Raw genomic sequence first — 22,837 nt, 5'->3', positions numbered from 1 at the left:
GAAAAATTCAAACGATGGCAAAAACCAAAACCGCATACGTCTGCAATGATTGTGGCGCTGACTTTGTCAGATGGTTAGGGCAGTGCCCTGAGTGCAAAGCGTGGAATACCATTACTGAAGTTCGCTTAGGTAGCGTCAAGTCAAGCGGTGCTGAGCGTCGTGGTTATGCTGGTGCTACGCGAGCAAAAGTGCAGACGCTTAATGAGGTGGACTTAGAAGAGCTACCGCGATTTAGCAGCAGTTTTACTGAGTTTGATCGTGTGCTTGGTGGCGGTATTGTGCCCGGTTCAGCCATACTTATTGGCGGCTCGCCAGGTGCTGGCAAAAGTACATTATTGCTGCAAACCATGTGTCGCTTGGCCGATCAGATGAAAGTTTTGTATATCACCGGTGAAGAATCATTGCAGCAAGTAGCCCTGCGTGCCCAACGTTTATCCTTGCCGACGAATAAACTTCGAATGTTGGCAGAAACTTCCGTTGAAACAATTTGCGATCTCGCAGATCAAGAACAACCGCGGGTGATGGTTATCGATTCAATTCAGGTGATGCATTTAGCTGACATTCAATCTGCGCCAGGCAGTGTTTCACAGGTTCGCGAATGTGCTGCCTATCTCACGCGTTATGCAAAACAAAAGGGTGTTGCGATCATTATGGTTGGTCATGTCACCAAAGATGGTTCGTTAGCAGGCCCTAAGGTATTAGAACACTGTATCGATTGCTCAATATTGCTGGAAGGCGATGCAGATTCACGGTTTAGAACTCTTCGTGGTCATAAAAACCGCTTTGGACCAGCCAATGAACTCGGCGTTTTTGCTATGACAGGGCAAGGCCTCAAAGAAGTCACGAATCCATCGGCAATATTCTTGCAACGTGGTGAGCAACACGGTAGCGGTTCGGTGGTGATGGTCATTTGGGAGGGAACTCGCCCGTTATTGGTTGAGCTGCAAGCACTGGTTGATGTAAGTCAACTTGCCAATCCAAGGCGGGTTGCGGTGGGTATGGAAACCACGCGTTTAGCGATGTTGCTCGCAGTATTACACCGTCACGGCGGCTTGCATATGTCCGATCAAGATGTATTTGTGAACGTCGTTGGTGGCGTGCGTGTGATGGAAACTGGCGCCGATCTCGCGTTATTACTCGCGATTGTTTCTAGCTTTCGAGAAACTGAACTTCCCCGTGATCTTATTGTGTTTGGCGAGGTGGGTTTGTCTGGAGAAATTCGACCGGTACCCAACGGCCAAGCTCGACTCCACGAGGCTGCAAAACATGGCTTTACCAAAGCTATTGTTCCTGTTGCCAATAAACCAAAGGACAAGATAAAGGGAATGGAAGTCATTGGCGTAAAAAGTCTACAAGAAGCACTTGAGGCCACTTAATTGTGCAAGCTAAGTTCACGCGAATGAAAGTTAGTGGCTGTATAACTCTTTTGTTAATCGGACTAACAACAGGCGCAACAGCGGTTGCTCAACGATTAGTATCGCTCAACCCATGCTTCGATGAATGGGTACCACAATGGTTGCCTGCTTCTTGGGAATTCATTCCAAGTACCGCTCATGGAAATCGATTGGAGCGCGTACTTCGCGCTTCACCCGATGTTGTGTTGTACGGAACTTACACGAATTCTCGGTTAGTATCGCAGTTGAGCAAGTCTACGCATGCCGTAATTGTCGAAGAACCGAATACTTGGATGCAATGGCGACTAACGCTGAAAAACCTTGGTGAAGAGCTTAATCTTGAACAATCATTACAAAGTTGGAGCGCACAACAAAACGCTCAATTGGCACGATTGCCGAATTTATCAAAATCTGTTTTAGTGATTATGCCGAATCAATATAGCTGGGGTGGCGAGAGTTTTATTGCAGACATGCTAAGAGCGAATGATATACCCGTCATGGTAGCTTCTGAATCGCATCAACTTGTGCAAATAGATCTAGAGAAATTAGTTGAATTACAGCCAGATCGTGTTGTTCTCGACGGCTTTTCACAGAACTATGCACGTGCCAATGAATGGCTGTGGCACAGCGCTTTACAACCTTGGCTGAGAGAGCGCGACGTGGTGCAAATTCCATCGGCAGTGAGTGGTTGTCCTGCCCAGCGCGCAGCAGACTATGTTGCTCAGGTAGTCATGCCATGATTATCCGAAGCTTTGCTATTCTAGCTTGTGCACTTTTACTAATTCTGTGGCATTTAGGGAGTGGCGGTGACAATTGGTCGTTAATGCCTAGTAATGAATTAGAAACCTTTATTTTATTTGAAATTAGACTACCGCGTTTGCTCTTGGCCTTCTGTAATGGTGTCGCTTTAGGTTTAGCCGGGAGCGTACTGCAGCTATTACTTCGTAACCCTCTGGCTGAGCCGGGCATTACTGGCATTGCTGGTGGCGCGGCTTTGGCTACCGTGGTTACACTTTATTGGGGCGCTGTTGGACCTGTTTCTTGGTGGCTACCGGCAATCGGTTTAGTTGGTGGCATGCTGACGCTAGGATTGTTATGGTTGCTTTCGGGACGGCAACCGCAGGGCATTCGCATCATTTTAGTGGGCGTTGCAATTTCTGCTATTTCAGGCGCTCTGATTGCAGTGGTACTTAACCTGGCACCCAACCCGTTTGCATTCCAAGAGTGGGCATTGTGGCTGATGGGGTCAGTTGCTAATCGTGGCTGGGCTTATGTTTGGTTAATTGCGCCGCTGCTAATCATCAGTATTTTGATACTCATTACCCAGCGTCAGTACATACAAGTACAAATCTTCGATGAACCTACGGTACGAACGTTTGGATTCAATGAATCTTGGTCGAAATTTTTATTGTTATTCGTTACTGCATTACTGGTGTCTGTATCGGTTGTTACCGCCGGCATTATTGGCTTTATTGGGTTGGTGGCACCACATTTGGTGAGGTTGCTAGGAATGAGGCGACCCAATCAACTTATCTACGGCAGCGGATTGATTGGCGGCGTTCTTCTAATTGCGGTTGATGCACTGGTGCAAACAATTAATACTCGAGTTGAACTTCAATTAGGGGTGGTAATCGCTTTAATTGGCGCGCCGTGGTTGTTGTTATTATTACATCGTTCGGGACGAGTCTGATGCTTGAGTTGACTAACCTTTCCCATTCGCACCGGTTAACGAACGTTGACTTTAAGGTACCGTCAGGGCGATTAGTTGGAATCATTGGTGCTAATGGCTCGGGAAAATCGACACTACTATCGATATTAGCGGGAGGGCTGACTAAAGCGAGTGGAGCGGCCGAATGGCGTGGTCATGATCTGTTACGTTGGTCGCCTTTTGAGCAGCGACAACAATTGGCCTATCTCTCACAAAGCAACTTATTTCATGAGCCTATTTGGGTTAAAGACATGCTGCGAACAAGCCAAGTTAATCTCGTTGAAACAGCACAAAATCTTGCTGCTTGGCGTAATGAGAGCGTTGAAGAGTTTCAGCTGCATAGGTTGATGAACCGTCCAATTACGGAATTATCTGGTGGAGAGCAACGACGGGTCATGCTGGCCTGCATCAATGCCATGAATCGACCACTGATTCTGGCTGATGAACCAACGGCGAGCTTAGACTTAAACTATCAATTGTTGGTGATGGAGTGGCTGAAAAGGCTTAGAGTGCAAGGAAAACTAGTTCTTGTTGCACTCCATGATCTCGCGCTTGCTGCGCAATATTGCGATGAATTGATGCTACTTCACGAAGGGAAATTACTTGCCAGTGGTGAACCGAACCAGGTATTAACCGACACTAACCTTGCACTTGCATACAAGGTTAATATCGATTGGATATGTAATAGCAACGGCGTTGCCATGCTTGCTCGTCGTCTTTAATGCTCTTGACGCCACAAATCAGGAAGTTTCGTCGGGCGAGATTGCTCTTTCAGTTGTGAACCACTTAAAGAACGAACCGTATCTTTATCTGATGTTGTTGCAGTTGGTTGGCATTGGCCAAAAGTTATGTGATACGCGGCCGCCTGTAACATCGGATCGTTTTGGTCGCCCCAGTCGCCCACCAATACATCATCGGCGCTACAATTCGGTGCTAAACCGTCATAATAACGACCTTCATCTATGGCGTTTACAGTTTCGAAATTCACCACGAAAGCACGCTTATCGCAAATTAACTCAGGAATCTGTCCAACCGGCTTACCACAGGTAGGTTGGCCAATAACGACGACTTCAACATACGGGTCTAATGAATTGATGATTAACTCAGAGGATGAACAACTCGCACCTGTAGTCAAAATATAAACGCGATTCAAATTGAGTTGCTGAATGCCATCATATAACTGAAATTGCTCGATAAAGTTGGATTCAGAATTATTTGCATTGAACAGATATTTGGTGAATACCTCACCAATTACAGTGTCACCAGCGGCTTGCGTTGATGCTTGGTTAGCATAGCGAGTGAGCCCGCCACCGTTATAGCGAAGGTCAATAACGAGCTCTTCAACGCCAACCAGCTGATCATAAGCGCTATTTAAGTCATCGCCGGTGCGGTTAATGAAACTGTTTAGCACGTAATAGCCAACTTCTTTGCCATCAATCAGAAAACGCTCAGTGGCAAGAACTGTATTAGTTTCGACAATTTCTTTGGTGAGAACATCGGTATAGCTAATGCCATCGACGTCTCGCCAAGTTAATTCAACACTCACACCGGTTTCAGACCCGCCTAATGCCTCTTGGTAGCGATTTTCTTGAATCAGTGTTTGTACCGATTCACCATCGATATGAGTGAGTTCATCGGAACGCTTTATACCCGCAATTTCCGCTGGCGATCCAGCATAGACATAATTGATGAAAATACGGTCGTCGAGCGTTAGTCTCGAGCTGAAACCGAAGCCAGCATATTCAGCATCGACAAAACGGCTTTGGTATTCTTCTTCCGTCAAAATAAAGCTGTATCGATCTTCTGGCACCACCAACGCTTCTAGCAAGTCGTAGATATTGTTGTAGTTATCAGGATTGACGCTGGGCATATCTTCGTTCCACAAGTAATCATCTTGCATATACTCGTAGAAAGTACCGACTTGTCCGCGTGCGCTGCATTGGTCAACAATAGGGCCCACGTTAGCATCACTATCACTTCCACAACCGGCTAACGCCAAGCAACTGGCAAGACTTGTTAAGACGAGTTTGGCGGATGTTTTCATAAGAATAATCTCTATGTTGATAATCGACGTATTCATAAGATGACAGATTTTTAACTAAATCTCCAAGATTTGACTAGTGACGGATGATTTTTATTTTGGCACACTGCCTGCCGAAACGGAGATAAGAGATAACCATATGACCGCAGTAATGATTGATCTTGAAGGCACTGAATTAACCGATGCAGAACGTGAGCTGTTGGCTCATCCTGCCGTTGGTGGGGTGATCTTCTTTAGTCGAAACTTCGAAAGCCAAGAACAACTACTGGAGCTTGTCCGTCAAACTCGCGCTGCGGCTCGCAACCCACTTATCTTAGCAGTTGATCATGAAGGTGGACGGGTGCAACGCTTCCGCGACGGCTTTAGCGCTATTCCGGCAATGGCTGAAATTGGTCGGTATGCCGAGAGTGAATCGCAAGCCCAACACTGGGCGCAAGAATTAGGTTGGTTGATGGCCGCCGAAGTTCTGGCATTAGACATCGATATTAGCTTTGCTCCAGTACTAGATGTAAACGGTATTAGTGAAGTGATTGGCGATCGCGCATTTGCAAGCAAAGCTGAGCAGTTAACGCCAATTGCTCGTGCTTTTATTCGCGGTATGCACCAAGCGGGAATGAAGGCAACTGGTAAACATTTTCCTGGGCACGGCTCTGTGCGCGCCGACTCTCACATTGAAATACCCATTGACGAGCGGAGTTGGGAAGAAATTCTGGCGACCGACTTACCCCCATTCATTGAGCTTGCAAGCTGCCTTGATGCGATTATGCCTGCACATGTTATCTATCCAGCCGTTGATGATAAACCAGCGGGCTTTTCCAGTTATTGGTTACAGGATATTTTGCGTGCGCAACTACAATTCAACGGTATTATTTTTAGCGATGATTTGGGTATGGCTGGCGCCACCGTTGCGGGAACAATGAGTGAGCGAGCTCACGCAGCCTTAGATGCTGGCTGCGATATGGTGCTAGTGTGTAACGATAGAGCTGGTGCAATTGAAGTTATCAATGCCATTGAGCCACGGCTTGAGCAACTGAAGAAAAATGTAGCTCGTTGTTATCAGCAACTCACGAAGCCAGTTGGTATGACGATGAATGTGTTACGGAATCATCCTCGTTGGCACGGTGCTCAAGCTGTTCTTGCCGAAATGCGTGATGCGGCCGGCAAAGCTTAAATCATGATTCGTATTGTAGCGGATCAGTGACTTGATTCGCTGCGAAAGCCTCAAGACGTTCAACGCAGGCACCACATTTACCACAAGCTTTTTCACGACCGTTGTAACATGTCCAAGTTTGGCTGTAGTCAAGATTCATGCGTAAACCGTCTGCTAGTATTTCTGCTTTATTGTTACGTAAGTACGGCACTTCAATTCGAACCGGTTCGTAGTTAGCTATCAGGCTGACCTCATTCATTTTTTCGACAAACTCAGGTCGACAATCTGGGTAAATGGCGTGGTCACCCGAGTGAGCACCATAATAAACTGCTTCTGCGTCTATACTGACGGCGTAGCCAATCGCTAGCGACAACAAAATCATATTCCGGTTTGGAACGACCGTTGACTGCATCGACTCTTCAGCATAATGACCTTCAGGTATATCAATATCAGAGGTTAATGAACTACCAGCTAAAAGACTGTTAATGGCTGTGATATCGACAATTTTATGTGGGATACCCAACTGCTTACATACGCTTGCCGCAGCATCGAGCTCTCTGACGTGGCGCTGTCCGTAGTTGAAACTGAGAGCGTAAACATCATGTCCTTGGCGCACCGCGTGGTTTAATACGGTAAACGAATCCATACCGCCTGAGTAGATAACAACAACTTTTGCCATGTTACGATCCTAATTTGCCTGAAATTACGCTAAAATTCGCTCAATATTGTAACCCAAATTATTTTGTAGATGTTGGAGAATCCTATTAATACTCTCTACCCAATAAATGAAGTGTTCCAAACCATTCAAGGCGAGGGAATTTTCACCGGAGTTCCAGCAATTTTTATCCGTTTACAGGGGTGCCCGGTAGGTTGTCCTTGGTGTGATACTCAGCATACATGGGAGCAACAGCCAAATGATGAAGTTGCGTTGTCTGAGGTGACTGAGAAAACTCAAGCGACTTCGCATTGGGCGAATGCAACAGCAGAGCAACTTGTCGACTTGCTAAAGCAAAAGGGGTATACCGCGAAGCACATTGTGATCACTGGTGGAGAACCCGCAATGTTTGATCTGATTGAGTTGGGCCAAGTGCTTGAGCAGGCGGGTTATCAATTACAAATTGAAACTAGCGGAACGTTTTTGTTGAAAGTCACTGATGCAACTTGGGTTACCGTTTCACCAAAACTCGATATGCCTGGTGGTTATATGGTGCGCCCAGACTGTATGAAAAGAGCCGACGAGATCAAGTACCCAGTCGCGATGCAAAAGCATATTGATCAGTTCGACCGTCTCCTGGCAACTTGTCCACCGCGAGAAGGCGTAAGTATTGCGCTGCAACCAATTAGTCAACGTCCTCGAGCGACAGAACTAGCCATGAAGGTTTGTATTGAACGCAATTGGCGCCTCTCGGTGCAGTTGCATAAGTATCTCAATATTGAATAGGTAAAAGACCTACTAAAAATATCAGTTGCCCACCTGAGTCTACACTGAGTTTCCTAACCACTAGTTGAGAAGGAAACTCAGATGCCAAACCGTAACAAGCTTTCCTATCCACCTTACCCATTGCGTCGTTGCTTAGGGCAGGGCATGACCGAATACATCATCATTGTCGCGCTAATTGCCGTAGCTGCTATTGGTGTTTATTCACTGTTGGGGAAAACCGTTCGCGGACAGGTTGCCGGCATTGCCAGTGAAATTACCGGACAAAGTTCCACTAACCAACTTAATAGTGCCCGTAGCGCAGCTCGCCGTGCCAATACGTTAGGGCGCCAAGATGTCAGCCTAGGCAATTATGATGAAGTCACTGAGTCTGGTAACTAATGTGATGAATGAACGAGGGTACGTCAGTGTTCTTATATTGCCTGCAGTTGCTGGGTTATTGCTGGTCTTGCTACTCATTGTCACACAACAACAGCGGCTTCAGCAGCGGTGGCATTTGCAAAGTGCAGCGGACAATATGGCGTTAAGCGCAGCGACAATTATTGCGAGAGAGTTTAATTTGCTGGCGATTATTAATCGAGCGTTAATCGCCAACCAAGTCACGCAAGGGCAACTATTAGGTTTAGCGAGTTGGTATAGCAACCTAAGCTCGGCCTCCGATCGGCTAGCACTGGTGAGCAGTGTTATCCCCTATGTGAATATCATAACTCGCCAATTGGCAAATGCGGTAGCGCAAGTAGAACAGCCACTAAACTTGGTTTTGACGAGTGCATTAACCATGCAGCGCGTTCTATTTTCAACATTGCAGACTGCGCAGTGGATGATTCGCGCATCGTTCGCCATGATGATTCCGCAAAGTCTCACCGAAGTCGCTCAAGCGCAGAATATTAAGCAACAGACTTGGACGTTGTTGCATAGTCCCGGACTCGTTGAATTCCCTTGGCTCTGGTGGCGTTACTTACCAATTCAGCACGCGTCTCGAGATAATGATTTGCTGTTAGATATGACGCAAAGTAGTCGCGACCCATTTTCAAAAAACCGTAGCTACAAATGGTTTGATGCTGGCGTTATAAAAGCGCAAAAGGCAGGGGGTAGCGAGCTAATCACGGTTAAAAACGGACGTTGGGCGTGGCAAGCAATGGATACTGTAGCACTGCATATCCGACTTCTATTTAAACGCGAAGAAATTCCATGGGGAGAAGGGGCGACCTATCAGACTGGGTCTATCGACCAAGTGACTGAAAGTCAGTTCGGTGAGAGCTCACGTTTAAATCCGCGAGCAACTCAACTCGGATTACTAAATCAAAAACGCATGGGAGTTACGGATACGCCCAGCTATTTTAACCAAGAACATCTAGCGCCAGACGATTGGCCTTCTGTAATTATCAAATTTAACGATGTGATAGCGAAAGCCGGTGTACGGTTTTCGCGGCCGAAAACAGTTATCCCGCGACGTGATAAACGAATTGAACATGCCAATCTATTCAATGCCTTATGGGAGCCTGAGTTACAGTCGCTGAGTACCACTGAGAAATTTATTTTGAGTCGATTTAGCTGGGACAACCTATGAAAAATATTTCATTCAAAAATGAATATGGGCAAGGAATGATCGAGCTTGTTTTGATTCTTGGTGTTCTTTCAGTAACGCTCTCGATGAGTATTAGCAAGCTGCATGATGCCTTGTATTCACAGCATCAAGAGCTTGATATGTTGCGAAGTGAGATACTTCAGCTTTTCCCAAACAAAGCTTGGCAACGTACACACTCGGATCAATTCAGTCGCAACGTTAGGCCCATATTATCGCCGCTGAACCGTGTTACTGAATTAGAACTTGGCCTAGATAACCTCTTTTTCGTCCGCTCCGATCAATCACCTTATCGATTGGCTCGGTTGATTGATGGCTGGTCGCAAGGAAGCAATGAAGCGCTGATTTCTGCGCCACAGTCGCTAACTCTCAGTCATTATTTAAACCGCGTTGGTTTAACGACAATACTTCATGTTGTTGGCCAGCTACCAATTAGCCGAGAACTGGATAGAGACTCATTAATACTCGGCAAGATAGATGCAGACATTACCCCTTACGAATTGCGCTGTGAGGATCCAGCGTGTCGTTAATAGCTACCTGGCTTATAACCCATGCGAACTTGGTTGCGGTGAATAGCCACGGAGAGCTTTGGGAAATAGAAGATAAACGCGTAGTGAAGCAGCTAGTTGAGCAGTTCTCATGTCAACAGCTCGAGCCACTAAATCAGAACTATTTTTGTCGACTTGAGTTTGATGAGTTTTGGCACCTGCAGAATCTTAATGGATCGTTTTATGCACAATCATTTCGGCTAAATCAACAGCCTCAGCGTTCCCAGAAGACCTGGCTCGGAGAGCGATTGATTGCGCAAGGATTTGATAATTATTTTTTAGAAATTTTTTCATCGGAGCATAAAGCCAGAACGTTGGCGGATGGATTTAGTTTTCGTTTTGGTGCTCGCTTAGTTTCAATGAAGGAAATAGAACATGGACGTTTTCACATTCTCTTGGACAAGCCAGAAACCTCCGTGTTGCTGGTGCAGCAACACAACATTACCCACAGCATACAGATTACAACGCGGACAAAGTCTCGTTGAGTCGCTGATTATTATGTTGATTGCCGCTTTAATTTGGACTGTTCCGGTTACTCCGAAAGGTCACTCCATTGTGACGATGGTAAAGCATCTTCTGCAAACAACCTCCATGCACTTCGAATGGATTTGGGACAACTTCACGCTCAATCCACTGGTTTGGTGAGTTTTTATGACGGCATTAACACCACGTGCAAGGCTTTTGGCGTTGCTCATTTTGAGTTTGGCGCTAAGTCTTGCCAGCTATCAGTTGGTCACGGGCTATGTTGAAGAACAAGCTTCTATTGAAGTGGAAGAGCAACGTGAGGAAGAAATCGGGATTCTCGTCACACAGCGAGATATTTTAGCTGGTGAAATTATTAATGTAGATACATTAGTTATCAGAAGCTTTCCGAAAAGTTTAGTTCAAGATGGTTGGCTACGCCCAGAGGATGCCCCCAGTATTTTCGGATTGGCGTCCAGCCGATTTATTGACCGAGGCGAGCCACTTACAACCGACGCAATTAAACCTTACCAAACGCCGCATTTCTCTTCGCAGTTACGTCCTGGGTTTTATGCAGTGACAAGTTTGGTATCCGTTCATCAGTTGCACAATGGTCTTATCAAAATAGGCGATAGAGTCACTTTGCGGGGAAATGATTTTCAACAGAATAATAAACCTCTAGAGATGGTTAATATTCCGGTAATTGCTATGGACAATTTTGACCATCATACCCAGTTAGAACTTAATCCGTCACAGTTCCTACCAAGCACGATGACCTTCGAATTGACGCCGAGACAAGCTGCAGTGTTCGAGGCGATGAGAATGCAAGATTACTCAGTTTGGCTCCAACATGCTGACACATCTTATACGGCTGCTGAGCAACCACAGCCAATAAAAATACATCGATTTTTTGCTCAAGAGGCCAATGCTAATGCAGTATATTAATTTTGTTTTTGTCATTCTACTGGTGACTTTCACAGGTGCACTTCAGGCCGCTAAAGCGAAGAACATCAATCTAAAAGTTGGCGATATGCAGCTTATATCGCTTGAAGGCGTGACTGATGTTGTTGTCGGTAACGAAGACATTCTCAAAGTTGAGTTACTAGAATCTAATGACCTCGTATTAAAAGGTTTAAAGAGTGGATTTACCGAGCTATTGATACGTTATCAATCTGGTACAAATGAGAAAGTATCAATTGCCATTGCAGCTCTGAAAGATAAGAAAGAACAATTACAAATTAAGTGGTTAAAGCAGAGATATTCAGAACTAAATTTTGAAGATAGCGCTGGCGCTATGGTTGTGACAGGCCAATTGAATAAGAGTGAACTGGCCGCTTTTAACCAAGTTGTAAAAGCGTTTCCTCATTGGTTAGTTCAAGTTGATGAACTACCTGTTGCAGTTGATCAGATGATTGAATTGCAAGTGACCATTCTCGAAGTAAAACGACAAAGTGCACAGCATTTGGGAATAAAATGGCCAAACGCAATAAGCGGTCCAACTATAAGCGATTCTGGAGCGCAGTTGGTTACCTTTCCTATCACCTTGCTCTCAACAGTCAATTTGTTAATACAAAATGGACATGCTCGAATTCTCGCTCAACCTAAACTGATGGCTGCTAGCGGTGGCCAGGCGGATTTCCTTGTAGGAGGGGAGTTTCCGATTCCGCAAGTTGTTGCGCAGGGTGGACAAGATGTTGAGTTCCGTGATTACGGCATTTCGTTGTCAATGTCGCCCCATGACCTGGGAAAAGGACAGATTTCGACTGAGATAAAGGCTCAAATAAGTACGATTGATCCAGCCACCGCCATACAAGGAATACCTGGAATGTTAACGCGGCGGGTTAGTAGTTTGATCACTGCAAAAAGTGGTGAAGCGATCATACTTTCAGGATTATTTAATCAAGAGCAATCGTTGCAAGCAGAGTCGTTTCCATTTCTTCACAATCTTCCAATTATTGGCCAGCTGTTCTCATCACGAGAGTTTCGTAATGCAGAAACGGAATTAATGGTTGTGGTGACACCGATGCTGCAGTCACACCACCGGCAAACGAACCAAGAGCACAAGCATGCTCAAACTCTTATTCAATGGTTTCGCGATGAATCAACGTGCGTGGGGTTAAACGATGTCATTTAATAGCGATCTCGCACGTAAGTACCTTCGTCACACATTACAACGAAGCGAAAAAAACATCGAACGGATGTCCTCTAATGAACTTCAACAGCATGCGATAGTGATACTGGAGAACTATAAGACAGGCCTATCGGCTGACGACGCAAGTCAGCTGTCATTGGTCATAGAGGATATTGTTAATGATTGTATCGGCTTTGGTCCACTCACTGGGTTGCTTCATGATGGCGCTATTTCAGAGATCATGGTCAATGACTTTCAAACAATCTATGTCGAAAAAGAAGGGCAACTTTCGCTATCCTCAGTTGCATTTTCTAGCGAAGAGGAGTTACTGCTCGTTATCGATAGAATTATCACGCCACTGGGACGTCGGTTGGATAGCTCCCAGCCGATGGTTGATGCACGCATGCCTGATGGTTCGCGAGTTAATGCGGTGCTATCACCCATAGCTCTCAGGGGGAGTTGTCTTACAGTTCGAAAGTTTCTCGCTAAACAACTTCAATTTGACGATCTTATTTCTCAAGGTTCACTTTCAACAGAGGCGGCGCTTTATCTGCAAGAAAGTGTCGTGCAGCGCCGCAATATTCTAATTGCCGGCGGAACGGGCACCGGTAAAACCACACTCCTAAATACCTTAGCCAGTGAGATACCTGAACATCAGCGGGTTATCACCATTGAGGATGCTGCAGAATTGCAATTATCGCATCGAAACCTCATTGCTTTGGAGTCCCGCCCACCAAACGCCGAAGGGCAAGGGCGAATAACTATTCGAGATTTGCTGATCAATGCACTACGGATGCGTCCCGATCGCATCATTGTTGGTGAATGTCGAGGTATCGAGGCGATAGACATGTTGCAAGCAATGAATACTGGTCATGAAGGGTCACTAACAACGCTGCATGCAAACAGTGCTCGTGATGCCCTACAACGACTTGAAGTAATGGTTCTCATGGCAGGCTTAGATATTCCATTAACAGCGATCCGTCAGCAGATAGCATCGGCTATCGACATTATTGTCCAAATTCAGCGCACCAGTGAGGGCGCGCGTATTATTAATGAAATTTCAGAGGTGTCAGGAATAGATGCGGATGTACTTCAAATGAATCAAATGTTCATTCGCAAAAATAATCAATGTATGGCTACGGGGGTACTTTCTGAATGGACACTATGACCTCCGTACTCGTGTTCTCTGCGATAATTAGTGTCTATGTCACATTAATAGCTTTGTTGACGAACTTAATTTATCGCTGGCGGAAACCTGCTCAAAAATGGCTCAAAGATAACACTGAGCAGTCGCTTGCGGATTTTCTTATCTACTTACCTGCAAAGCTCTTCTGGGAGCGGCTGACTTATGTTGTTTTACCACTCTTATTGGTGGTCAGCTTGGTATTTTCGGTGTCCATAAGCGTACTGGTTGGGTGCGTGATGATGGTCATCGTGTTGGCGTTGAAGAATTACCTATTGGCTAGACGGCACAGACTGATTACTCAGCAATTACCCGATGCTCTTGATCTTCTTGTCACGGCGATGCAAGCAGGACTGAGCTTTAATGCGGCCCTCGAGCGCAGCGCTTCACAAGTTGCTGTGCCGCTGAAACATGAATGGCTGCTTGTTATTCGGCGAATGCGAACCGGTGAATCTCCTGTAGTCGCGTTGGAGAATTTCTATCAACGCGTTAATACCGAAGCCGTTTTACAGATGTTATTAACCATGCAGCTTGGTATCCAGCATGGTTCTCAACAAGCGGATATTTTACAGCGATTAGCATTAACCCTGCGGCAACAGCAATATGCAATTGAGCGGGTAAAAAGTTTATCTGCGCAAGCGCGATTACAAGGCAAAGTAATGCTCTTCCTACCAATCGGCTTATTTATCGCTCTGCACTTTTTACATCCTGAAAATACCAAGATATTAACGCAAACGACGCTAGGGAATTCGTTGTTGGTGATGAGTGGCGGATTAATGCTTGTTGGTCACTTTTTGATTCGAAAAATTTTAGGTGCTGCCTATGCTAATTGAAGTTTTAGTTTGGGTATCTTTGGTGGCGACCAGTGTCAGCATTGCGGGGCTCTGGTTAAAAATCGTGAGCGTGTGTAATGCCAGTGGACGAATTAAATATCTACTAGAAAAAGCAATCAATAAACTGCCTGACAGTATCAAAATAAACATTATCAGTCGGGCTGAAAATACGGTACCTGAACAAAGTCCGTCGGAATGGTTGCTTTCGTTAATTTTAATTACAGCAAGTATACTTTTCGTTGTCAGTTTACCAATTAGTGGTGTAGCAAAATCAAGCATTATGCTGCCAATAATTATCGCGCTCTTAAGTCACCGAAATAAGAGGCGAAATCACTTACGTAAAGTCTTCAGGCAGTGGCCCAGTGCGCTTGATATGGTTGCCATGCTGATGCAATCCGGGCTGTCATTTCGCGCTTCTCTTCATGCATTACAAAATATACCCAATGACTTATCAGCTGTTGCTGAAATGGCTCGTCTTCATCGTATGCAGCAAAGCGGGTATAGCTTGCAACAAGCCCTAGACGGGTTCTGTAAACGCATTCAACACCCATGGATTAATCTCTTTGTTGGCGCGGTGCTGCAATCTCATCATACCGGAGGTGCGCTTGCAAATACGTTAAAAATACAGGCCAATCAATTTCGACAGCAGCAGTTACTCGAGGCCGAGAAGCGGGCACAAGAAGTGGCAGTGAAACTCATGTTGCCATTAATTTTCTGTTTGTTTCCAGTGACGATGTTACTGATTCTCGGACCAGTTTTTATAGGTTTTACACAAGGAGGAATATCATGAAACAGGGACGTTTCTATCTCAATTCGAACGGGCGTTGTATCTGGCGGGATGTCAAAGTCATGGAGTACTTCCCACAACGGCTCGTTGGCATGCTCTACCTTCGGGTCGCATCACCACAACGCGCATTTTGGTTTCCCCGTTGTAGTTCCATTCATACCTGGGGAATGCGCTTTGCTATTGACGTAATCGGTTTAGATAAACAACTCAAGATTGTCACGGTGATTCGTAATGTTCAACCAGCAAAAGTAATTCGGCTAACAGGTGTGGATTCAATCATCGAATGTGAAGCGGGGTGTCCATTACCGCTGGAAGCGTGGCAAGGCAAGTCACTTCAATTTAGTGCTAGGGAGCCGGTGTATGACTAACTATTTAAGAGTTTCTGTTGGAATAATACTGATGCTCGTTTTGACTGGCTGCAATACTACCCAGAAGGTAAATTTTGCCAATGTTCAGCATCACTATGCCGTCGCAAAAACCGGGTATATTCAAGGTGATTTACACGCTGCGGAAGGTTATTTGTTGAAAGTTGTAAAAGCACAACCGAATCATCAAGAAAGTTGGTGTCTATTAGGACATATTTATTACAGACTAAACATCTATCAAGCAGCTTCAAACGCTTATCAAACGTGTTTATCGTTGCGGCCAGAGCAATCTGCAATCTGGCATAATTTAGCTGCGGTAAGGTTACGTCAAGCCACCGAGTTGTTGATTAAAGGAATGCCTTATTTACAGTCAATAAACGTTGATAAAAAGTTTTCGAATAACTATCAATTACTGCTTGAGGAATTAGCTCGGTTACACGGTGTTGCTGGTTTAAATTTGGAGACAAGAGTTGAGAATTAAACAAACTGGCTTTTTCGTTCCGTTATTCGTAGCAATTGTTCTGATTATAGCAGCGGCGCTGATGCCGCATTCACCGAGTGTTCAAGTTACAGACTTACAAAAGTTGCGTTTTCAACATTCAATGTGGTGGTTCTGGCAACAAGCTGTTGCAGATTATTACCGAAAATTTGATGTATGGCCTGATTCAATTGAAGACTTGGTAAGTACGTATGCAATAGATTCGGCGCCCAGTTATATTTCGGGTTTCGCAGACGCTGAAGGCTTTCGCGTGCGCTGGTCAAATCTGACTGCTGACGAGAAGGCTCTTTTAGCGAACGGGTTAACGCACTCGAAGGTAGAATTTCATGAAGACGGTATCGATGCCATTCTCCGAGCGGAAACGTTATCTGCAGTTGTTGATGGTATATATCGTAATCAGGAAGTTGTTATGGAATCGGATATATCGATGTCTAGTTACGATATAAACCAAGTGCGTGATATTTATTTGACGCAGGTATCTGTTACACAACCAAGTGAGGTAGATCATCTAAGGGCAACTCAGTCGCTGATGCAATGGTTATCAATCGACGCTGTTGTGGGCGTCGACAAAATAGCTCCGATGCGTTGGCAAATTGATGAACTGGACAAACTGATGGCAGAAATAAATTCATTATTCACTAAGCTAGAAGCTCATATGCAACAGCCCCCTGATGGTCCAAGCCCCTATTAGTCTTCGTCTGAATATTGATTGGGCTGGGCGCGCAAATCACGTGTATTTTCAACGCGCTTCAACTCGAGATGAAGCCCAGCTTTTGCTAATAAATGTGCGCTAATTGGTGCGGTCAAAAATAGGAAAATCGTAATCAGTAACTCATGCCATGAAAATGTAGTGGTCACTGAAAAATAAATAATAGACCCTAAAATAACGCCACCAACACCTAACGTAGTGCTTTTGGTTGGAGCATGTAGCCGCGCCATAAAATCAGGTAGTCGAGCGAGGCCTACTGAACCGATAAGAGCGAATAGAGAACCGATTATGATAAGGCTAGAAACTAGCCAGTCAGCCCAGCCGTGGAGTTCTGTCATATTCATTTTTTGCCCTATTCGATAATATCGCCACGAAGTAAAAACTTCGCCGCTGCAACTGTGCCAATAAAGCCTAGCATGGCAATTAATAATGCGGCTTCGAAATAAAAAGCTGTGCCATGCCAGATACCAAACAACACGAGTAACGCCAGTGAATTAATATAAATTGTATCTAAAGCTAGTATACGATCAGGTAAGTCCGGACCGCGAAACAGTCGCCATAGGTTAAGTAGCAAGGCAACGCTAAAGGCAACAAAGGAAAACTGAATGGCGTAAATTAGCATTTAAATATCTCCTTTAAACGCATCTCATAGCGCTGCTTGATCGATGCAATTAGCTTTTCATGATCCTCAACATTAAGAGCGTGGATCATCAGTGCTCGACCATCACGTCGAATTTCTGCGGTAATGGTCCCCGGCGTTAAACTGATGGTGCTAGCAAGTACCGTAATCGGAACTTCACCAACGATATCAAGAGGGTATTCAATTAACGCAGGTTTAATGTGGCGCGATGGCAACAAAATAATTGCCGCAATATTTAAATTGGAGATAAGAATATCAACCAAGAGTAAAAAGAAATATTCGATGGCCTTAAATGGCTTGTGAATGGTTGCCGGAAAGTCTCTACCACGATTGGTGTAGAGAGGAATCGCGATAGAGAGAATTGCACCTAGAACAATGAGACCCGGTGTAACTGTATTTTGCAACAGCAACCAGAATACGAGTAAAAATAAGCTAAGAAATGGAGCAGGTAAAATTTTACTCATGTGAATACCCCTCGCCTAACACCGCTTCAATATATACCGCAGGGTGCATAACATCGTATGCTATTCCGCTAATAAAATTACTGATACTTCCTGCAAAAACAGTCAATCCAACTATCGCTAGTAACAGTAGCCCAATCGCAATGAGTTGGCCGCGAGGGCTCGCAACATCGCCCGGCTTACCATCGAAGGTATGCCAAAACATGCGACTACCTGCTCGCGAGAGCGACACCATCACTAAAAATGTACTACCAAGTACCAAGGGCCACAGCAAAGCTACTTGAGCCCCGGTTCTAGCAGCTTCAAGAATAAATAATTTGCCAATAAAACCTGAGAACGGAGGCATACCGATAATGGCGATCGCTGCAGCAAAAAACATCATCCCTAAAATGGCGTGCTGAGCCATTTTACGACCTTTGACGATGCGAGAAGCTGTTTTACCACGTTGCTTGGCGACCACATCAACTATTAAGAATAAAGCCGCTGTAATAAACGTAGAATGAAGCATGTAGTACATCACAGCTGTAATCGAACGCTCGGAGTTCATACTGAAAGTAGTCAGCATGGTTCCCACTGAAATCACCACGAGATAAGCGATAACTAGACGTAAATCACGACTGCCGATAACACCAATACCGCCAATGGCTAAAGTTCCTAAACCTAACCACCACAGCCAATCGTAACCGAGTAAAGCCGTTGCCCCGGAATCTTCGCCGAAAATAAGCGTAAATACCCGTATAATCGAGTAAATTCCAACTTTAGTCATGATTGCGAATAGCGCAGCCACAGTTCCTGTGGTCATTGCATAAGCCTGTGGTAACCAAAAATACAGTGGTAGTAACGCCGCTTTAAGAGCAAAGACAATTAGCAATAATAGTCCGCCAACACGAGCAATGTGAGCATCATCGGCTTGCAGATTGGCGATTTTTACGGCTAAATCGGCCATGTTCAAGGTGCCGGTAATGCCGTAAATAACGCCAAGCGCAATCAGGAATATTGCTGAACCGGTAAGGTTAAGAAGTACATAATGCAGCGTCGCACGTAATTTTTGTTTACCGCCGCCATGCATCAGCAGTGCATAACTCGAAATCAATAGAATTTCGAAAAATACGAATAGATTGAATAAATCACCGGTTAAGAAAGCTCCCAAGATGCCAAGCAATTGAAACTGAAATAGTGCTTGAAAGTGAGAACCGAGGTTGTCTTCGCCATAACATGCGTACCAAAGCACAGGCAAAGCTAATATCGCTGTTAAAAGAACCATTAGGGCTGACAGTTTGTCGACAACCAAAACGATACCGTAAGGCGCCTGCCAGCTGCCCAGAGCATATACGCTAGGGCCATGCTGTGATTGTATGAGCAGCGTGATGGCAACACCAATTAACGCCACGCAAGAAATAATTCCTATGGCACGGCGGTAGCGCTGAGGTTCTTCGCCCCACGGCAGTAACTGCAGCAGTGCCGCAAGCATTGGTATTAGCAACGGCAAAATAACCAAATGTTGGTGTAGCATTAGCGTTGTGCCTCCCCATCATTTTGGTTTGGTTCATTCACTTCGTCTGTTCCGAGTTCCCCTCGCACACGTACCGCTAAAATAATCGAATAGGCTGTCATCGCAAAACCAATAACAATCGCCGTTAACACTAAGGCTTGCGGCAGCGGGTCAGTATATTCGGCTTGATTACCAATAATTGGCAATTGATTAAGTACCAGTCGACCCGTTGAAAACAGGAATAAATTGACCGCATAGGACAGCATGGTGATGCCAATCACAATAGGGAAAGAGCGACCACGAAGTATCAGATAAATACTGCAGGCGGTGAGAATGCCCACGGTAACTGAATAGAGCGCTTCCATTAATGCTTCTCCTGTCTTGGGCGGTGTCGGGTCGTCATTTGACCAAAGTTCGCTAGTATCATTAAGGTGGCTCCAATTACGGTAAGGTAAACACCTAAATCGAATAGTATTGCTGTAGCGAATTCAAACTCGCCAACAAGTGGCCAATGCACATGGGTGAACCATGAGGTCAAGAAGTTGTGTCCGAAGAACCAACTACCGACGCCGGTAAACAGGGCAATCAGGACGCCAACCGATGCCAGCGTTTGATAGTTATAATTGAAACGATGTTTCACCCAATCCACACCATTTGCCATGTATTGCAAAATCATCGCAGAGGCCGTTATCAAACCAGCGATGAAGCCACCGCCCGGTAGGTTGTGGCCGCGCAAGAAAATATAAAATGAAACCATCAACGCTAGCGGCAATATTGCTTGCGAGACTGTTTGAACAAGCAGTGGATGCTTCACTCGGTGCCATGGTCGTCCATCGACGTCACTAGAAGGCATAAATGGTCGTAAATTATTGAGTAGTTTGTGGATACCCGCTGCGGCTATAGCCAGCACGGTAATTTCACCTAATGTATCAAAACCACGGAAATCGACGAGAATGACGTTGACCACATTCGTGCCGCCACCACCGGATACTGAGTTCTCCAAAAAGAAGTCTGAGATACTGTTCATCGGTCGTGTCAACAGCGCATAGTTTAGCGAACCGACAATACCTCCAACAAATCCGGCTAGTAGGATATCGCGTGCTACCCGACCACCACTAGAAGCCTTAGGTATGCGCTGTGGCATGAAGAACAGCGCTAATATCATCAAGATAATGCTGACGACCTCAACAACGAGTTGTGTTAACGCTAAATCGGGCGCCGAAAAATGGATAAATGTCAGTGATACCATCAAACCAACTACGGAAAGCATCATCAATGAAGTCAAACGTTGGTGATGAAATGCAGCGGTACCTATCGCGGCTAAAATAACGATGAACGCACCGGCTAAACTCACAGCATTCACCGGCATTTGTTCACGAGTACCCGATAATTGTGTGATTTGATAGAGTTCAGGCAATACGAAAATAACGGTAATAATTAACAACGCAGCGATATATCGTTGAAGTGACCCCGTTTCTATTTTATTTAAAAACGAGTCACAGAAGTTTGTGACCGCTTTTACGATTCGAGCGAACACTTCTTTAGCATCGTGATGATCAAACTGGCGGCTAAACGACAATAAATCGTCTCGGTAAACGTAAATTCCGACTCCGCCAATAATTGCTAGTACACTCATTAATAACGCTAGATTGAAACCATGCCAGATTGAGATCGTAATCTCGATTGGGGCAGGGCTCACAACAGTAATTGCAGGTGCGAGTATATCGGCGACAAAGAGCATCGGCGCGATACCCACAGCAATACAAAGCGTTGCCAAGATGATAACCGGCACACGCATCATCAATGGTGGTTCATGTGGTGTTTTCGGTAGATTTTCGGCAACCTTATCGAAGAATACGCCATGCACGAATCGTATCGAATAGGCAACGGAAAGCATGGCTCCGGCAGTGGCTAACACCGGCACTAACCACGATAATCCTCCAAACAAATGCTGCTGATAAGATTCAACAAACAACATTTCTTTGGATAAGAAACCATTGAACAGAGGGATGCCAGCCATTGCTGCAGAAGTGATTAAAGCAAGTACCATTGTATATGGCATATACTTGCGAAGACCACTCAGTTTTCGTAAGTCTCGGCTACCGGTTTCGTGATCGACAATACCAGCAATCATGAATAATCCGGCTTTGAACGTCGCGTGATTCAAAATGTGAAAGAGTGCTGCAAGTAATGCGCCGGCACTGCCAAGGCCAAGTAACATGGTAATCAAACCGAGGTGGCTAATGGTAGAAAACGCCAACAAGCCCTTGAGGTCGGTTTTAAACAACGCAAAATAAGCACCGAAAAGCATCGTGGCAAGACCGGTCAAAGTCACAATGGTGAACCACTCCGGCGTCCCGCCCAATACTGGGTATAGGCGTGCCATTAAAAAAATACCGGCTTTCACCATCGTTGCTGAATGTAAGTACGCACTAACAGGTGTTGGGGCTGCCATTGCGTGCGGTAACCAGAATTGAAATGGAAACTGCGCCGATTTGGTAAATGCACCCAGTAGTACGAGCAATAGGGCTGGTAAGTAGAGTGAGTGTTCACGAATGGTATCTGCGGCAGCAAACACGGCATCGAGCTGATAACTACCAGCGATATTACCAATTAACAGAATGCCAGCGAGTAGTGCAAGCCCACCTGCACCGGTAACCGCAAGCGCCATTCGAGCCCCGCGACGCGCATTGCTTTGATGAAACCAATAGCCGATGAGTAAGAAGCTGGAAATACTGGTGAGCTCCCAGAATAACCACATCAGGATAAGATTATCGGCCGTGACTATACCGAGCATCGAGCCCATAAATAAAAGCAAACATGCAAAAAAACGACCGCTATTATCTTTTTCACTTAAGTAATAATGCGCATAAGTGATAATGAGCAAGCCAATACCGAGAATTAATCCGGCGAACAGCAATGAAAGCCCATCTAAACGAAAACTAAAGCTCAACCCTAAAGCAGGTAACCAATCGACATGAGTAATTGGAACAATCCCTTGCAAGGTTTGGGGAGCTAGAAACAGGAGAAGAAAGAAGCTAATTGCAGTAACCGTCGCGGTCGACAACGTGATGATCCAACGTGGTCGGTTGCTTACCAACAAAGGTAATACCGCACCGACAAACGGCAACATAACAAGTATAGCGAGATTCATTGGAATCCTTATATTGCAAAAAGTTGATCATTCCCAAGGTTTATACGTTTGAATTTACCACTTAGCTCAAGCGGTTGCCAACAGCTTCGAACGTGACATATCGACCGCTTACCTCTTGTCTTGCGTGATCTGAACTCATAAATAAGTAGAGTGATTTGCCTCGACATATACATTCAATATGATAGAATTCTCCGCGTTGTTCTCAGATTGACTCGTTACCAATTGTTTCGGAATGAGCTCCCCAAAAATCAGTGAGC

26 protein-coding genes are annotated in these 22,837 nt (G+C 45.3%); 18 read left to right on the top strand and 8 right to left on the bottom strand.

Annotation, left to right across the window (positions count from 1 at the left end; genetic code table 11):
• Positions 1-14: 14 nt before the first annotated feature.
• The 4 genes from radA to D3795_RS05725 are packed head-to-tail and all read left to right on the top strand — an operon-like array spanning position 15 to position 3,824.
• A complete protein-coding gene (radA, locus tag D3795_RS05740) occupies positions 15-1,376 on the top strand; it encodes a DNA repair protein RadA (RefSeq protein WP_156266997.1) in 1,362 nt (453 codons plus the stop codon).
• A 2-nt stretch (positions 1,377-1,378) separates the two neighbouring features.
• Positions 1,379-2,134 carry an ABC transporter substrate-binding protein gene (locus D3795_RS05735; RefSeq protein WP_156266995.1) on the top strand — a complete coding sequence of 252 codons (756 nt, stop codon included), beginning with the start codon at positions 1,379-1,381 and terminating at the stop codon, positions 2,132-2,134.
• Complete coding sequence (locus D3795_RS05730; RefSeq protein ID WP_173020998.1) at positions 2,131-3,084, top strand: FecCD family ABC transporter permease; 954 nt, start codon at positions 2,131-2,133, stop codon at positions 3,082-3,084. Before D3795_RS05735 ends, D3795_RS05730 begins: the two co-directional genes overlap by 4 nt.
• Complete coding sequence (locus D3795_RS05725; protein ID WP_156266991.1) at positions 3,084-3,824, top strand: ABC transporter ATP-binding protein; 741 nt, start codon at positions 3,084-3,086, stop codon at positions 3,822-3,824. Before D3795_RS05730 ends, D3795_RS05725 begins: the two co-directional genes overlap by 1 nt.
• Here the strand turns inward: D3795_RS05725 and D3795_RS05720 are convergent.
• On the bottom strand, positions 3,821-5,146 hold the full coding sequence (locus tag D3795_RS05720; RefSeq protein WP_173020997.1) for a S41 family peptidase: 1,326 nt from the start codon (positions 5,144-5,146) through the stop codon (positions 3,821-3,823). The genes D3795_RS05725 and D3795_RS05720 overlap by 4 nt on opposite strands.
• Before the next feature lie 136 nt (positions 5,147-5,282).
• On the opposite strand from D3795_RS05720, the gene nagZ reads away from it, so the two are divergent.
• Positions 5,283-6,314: a beta-N-acetylhexosaminidase gene (gene nagZ, locus D3795_RS05715; protein WP_156266987.1), complete on the top strand. Its 1,032-nt coding sequence runs from the start codon at positions 5,283-5,285 to the stop codon at positions 6,312-6,314.
• Position 6,315: 1 nt separating this feature from the next.
• Here the strand turns inward: nagZ and queC are convergent, their stop codons facing one another.
• Positions 6,316-6,972, bottom strand: coding sequence for a 7-cyano-7-deazaguanine synthase QueC (queC, locus tag D3795_RS05710; protein WP_156266985.1), 657 nt, complete (start codon positions 6,970-6,972; stop codon positions 6,316-6,318).
• Between the two features lie 69 nt (positions 6,973-7,041).
• On the opposite strand from queC, the gene queE reads away from it, so the two are divergent.
• The 13 genes from queE (at position 7,042) to D3795_RS05645 (ending at position 16,815) form a co-directional block, all read left to right on the top strand.
• Positions 7,042-7,734, top strand: coding sequence for a 7-carboxy-7-deazaguanine synthase QueE (gene queE, locus D3795_RS05705; protein ID WP_156266983.1), 693 nt, complete (start codon positions 7,042-7,044; stop codon positions 7,732-7,734).
• 81 nt (positions 7,735-7,815) lie between these two features.
• On the top strand, positions 7,816-8,112 hold the full coding sequence (locus D3795_RS05700; RefSeq protein WP_156266981.1) for a Flp family type IVb pilin: 297 nt from the start codon (positions 7,816-7,818) through the stop codon (positions 8,110-8,112).
• A complete protein-coding gene (locus D3795_RS05695; protein WP_156266979.1) occupies positions 8,084-9,301 on the top strand; it encodes a hypothetical protein in 1,218 nt (405 codons plus the stop codon). The genes D3795_RS05700 and D3795_RS05695 overlap by 29 nt, the downstream gene beginning before the upstream one ends.
• Positions 9,298-9,846, top strand: coding sequence for a hypothetical protein (locus tag D3795_RS05690; RefSeq protein ID WP_156266977.1), 549 nt, complete (start codon positions 9,298-9,300; stop codon positions 9,844-9,846). Before D3795_RS05695 ends, D3795_RS05690 begins: the two co-directional genes overlap by 4 nt.
• Positions 9,837-10,349 (top strand): hypothetical protein, encoded by a 513-nt coding sequence (locus D3795_RS05685; protein ID WP_156266975.1) that lies wholly within the window; start codon positions 9,837-9,839, stop codon positions 10,347-10,349. The genes D3795_RS05690 and D3795_RS05685 overlap by 10 nt, the downstream gene beginning before the upstream one ends.
• Positions 10,350-10,515: 166 nt before the next feature.
• Positions 10,516-11,271 (top strand): Flp pilus assembly protein CpaB, encoded by a 756-nt coding sequence (gene cpaB, locus D3795_RS05680; protein ID WP_156266973.1) that lies wholly within the window; start codon positions 10,516-10,518, stop codon positions 11,269-11,271.
• The gene (locus D3795_RS05675; protein ID WP_173020996.1) at positions 11,258-12,460 is read left to right on the top strand and encodes a type II and III secretion system protein family protein; all 1,203 of its coding nucleotides are present in this window, start codon (positions 11,258-11,260) and stop codon (positions 12,458-12,460) included. Before cpaB ends, D3795_RS05675 begins: the two co-directional genes overlap by 14 nt.
• A complete protein-coding gene (locus D3795_RS05670) occupies positions 12,450-13,625 on the top strand; it encodes a CpaF family protein (RefSeq protein WP_310942465.1) in 1,176 nt (391 codons plus the stop codon). Before D3795_RS05675 ends, D3795_RS05670 begins: the two co-directional genes overlap by 11 nt.
• Positions 13,622-14,473, top strand: coding sequence for a type II secretion system F family protein (locus D3795_RS05665; protein WP_173020995.1), 852 nt, complete (start codon positions 13,622-13,624; stop codon positions 14,471-14,473). Before D3795_RS05670 ends, D3795_RS05665 begins: the two co-directional genes overlap by 4 nt.
• Positions 14,463-15,263, top strand: a complete 801-nt coding sequence (locus D3795_RS05660; protein ID WP_156266967.1) for a type II secretion system F family protein — start codon at positions 14,463-14,465, stop codon at positions 15,261-15,263. The genes D3795_RS05665 and D3795_RS05660 overlap by 11 nt, the downstream gene beginning before the upstream one ends.
• Positions 15,260-15,628, top strand: a complete 369-nt coding sequence (locus D3795_RS05655; RefSeq protein WP_156266965.1) for a DUF192 domain-containing protein — start codon at positions 15,260-15,262, stop codon at positions 15,626-15,628. The genes D3795_RS05660 and D3795_RS05655 overlap by 4 nt, the downstream gene beginning before the upstream one ends.
• Positions 15,621-16,106 carry a tetratricopeptide repeat protein gene (locus D3795_RS05650; protein WP_156266963.1) on the top strand — a complete coding sequence of 162 codons (486 nt, stop codon included), beginning with the start codon at positions 15,621-15,623 and terminating at the stop codon, positions 16,104-16,106. The genes D3795_RS05655 and D3795_RS05650 overlap by 8 nt, the downstream gene beginning before the upstream one ends.
• On the top strand, positions 16,096-16,815 hold the full coding sequence (locus D3795_RS05645) for a hypothetical protein (RefSeq protein ID WP_156266961.1): 720 nt from the start codon (positions 16,096-16,098) through the stop codon (positions 16,813-16,815). Before D3795_RS05650 ends, D3795_RS05645 begins: the two co-directional genes overlap by 11 nt.
• Here D3795_RS05645 and D3795_RS05640 read toward each other — a convergent pair.
• From D3795_RS05640 to D3795_RS05615, 6 genes are read right to left on the bottom strand one after another with little or no spacing between them, the layout of a single operon-like run.
• A complete protein-coding gene (locus D3795_RS05640) occupies positions 16,812-17,171 on the bottom strand; it encodes a Na+/H+ antiporter subunit G (protein WP_313906857.1) in 360 nt (119 codons plus the stop codon). The genes D3795_RS05645 and D3795_RS05640 overlap by 4 nt on opposite strands.
• Positions 17,172-17,185: 14 nt before the next feature.
• Entirely contained in the window at positions 17,186-17,455 is a 270-nt protein-coding gene (locus tag D3795_RS05635) for a K+/H+ antiporter subunit F (protein ID WP_156266957.1), read from the bottom strand.
• Positions 17,449-17,937, bottom strand: coding sequence for a Na+/H+ antiporter subunit E (locus D3795_RS05630; RefSeq protein WP_156266955.1), 489 nt, complete (start codon positions 17,935-17,937; stop codon positions 17,449-17,451). Before D3795_RS05630 ends, D3795_RS05635 begins: the two co-directional genes overlap by 7 nt.
• Entirely contained in the window at positions 17,930-19,447 is a 1,518-nt protein-coding gene (locus D3795_RS05625) for a monovalent cation/H+ antiporter subunit D (RefSeq protein ID WP_156266953.1), read from the bottom strand. The genes D3795_RS05630 and D3795_RS05625 overlap by 8 nt, the downstream gene beginning before the upstream one ends.
• On the bottom strand, positions 19,447-19,791 hold the full coding sequence (locus D3795_RS05620; protein WP_156266951.1) for a Na+/H+ antiporter subunit C: 345 nt from the start codon (positions 19,789-19,791) through the stop codon (positions 19,447-19,449). The genes D3795_RS05625 and D3795_RS05620 overlap by 1 nt, the downstream gene beginning before the upstream one ends.
• Positions 19,791-22,580, bottom strand: coding sequence for a monovalent cation/H+ antiporter subunit A (locus D3795_RS05615; protein WP_156266949.1), 2,790 nt, complete (start codon positions 22,578-22,580; stop codon positions 19,791-19,793). The genes D3795_RS05620 and D3795_RS05615 overlap by 1 nt, the downstream gene beginning before the upstream one ends.
• Positions 22,581-22,837 lie beyond the last annotated feature (257 nt).

The organism is Pseudidiomarina andamanensis (genome assembly GCF_009734345.1).
Lineage (GTDB): Bacteria > Pseudomonadota > Gammaproteobacteria > Enterobacterales > Alteromonadaceae > Pseudidiomarina > Pseudidiomarina andamanensis.
The sequence above is the reverse complement of the archived record's forward strand: the minus strand, read 5'-3'. Positions and strand labels throughout refer to the sequence as shown.